General features: G+C 65.5%; 1 pseudogene. It reads right to left on the bottom strand.

Annotated features, from left to right (window positions below):
- Positions 1 to 335: 335 nt before the first annotated feature.
- Positions 336 to 579: pseudogene (locus MOV74_RS39940) on the bottom strand (prepilin peptidase); the annotation flags it as partial.

The raw sequence follows: 579 nt of genomic DNA, 5'->3' as shown, positions 1-579 counted from the left end.
ATCCGCGATGCCGTCACCACCAAGATGACGCGTGGAGAGATCGCGCAGGCCCGCCTGCGGGCGCTGGAATGGGCGCCGAGCCGCGAGCACTGAGCGCCGCGCCTTTGTCGACTGTCAGCTCGGTCACCTATTGGTACGTGATCTTCGGGAGGGCGGTGTAGCGCGCCATCGCCATCGTGGTGTTTGTCCGACGTGTCAAATCGCTTCGCAGGATCCGCAAAGCACGCCGATCGGTAAATCATTGAAAAACCTGTCCCCGTCTACTGTGCATGGGGTTGTTTTCGCGTTTGTGTGTGGGGGCGGCCCCGGAACGGCGATGGTCCCGATCCCAGGCTTCAGCCCGGCCAGCCGCCGAGCCAGTTCGTGTACCAGGTCTCGCCCAGCCATCCGATCCAGATCGCCGGTGCCAGGAACAGCCCGAACGGCAGGAACGCCGTCGCGCGCAGCGGCTTCCGTTGCAGAGCAGCATTGGCGACATAGGCACCGATCGCGAGCAGCGCCGCAAGCTCGATCACCGCGACCACGGTCGCAAGATCGAGCCAGGCGCCGCAGACCGCGGCGAGCTTGACGTCGCCGAGC

It is taken from the genome of Bradyrhizobium sp. SHOUNA76, assembly GCF_023006445.1.
Lineage (GTDB): Bacteria > Pseudomonadota > Alphaproteobacteria > Rhizobiales > Xanthobacteraceae > Bradyrhizobium.
The sequence above is the reverse complement of the archived record's forward strand: the minus strand, read 5'-3'. Positions and strand labels throughout refer to the sequence as shown.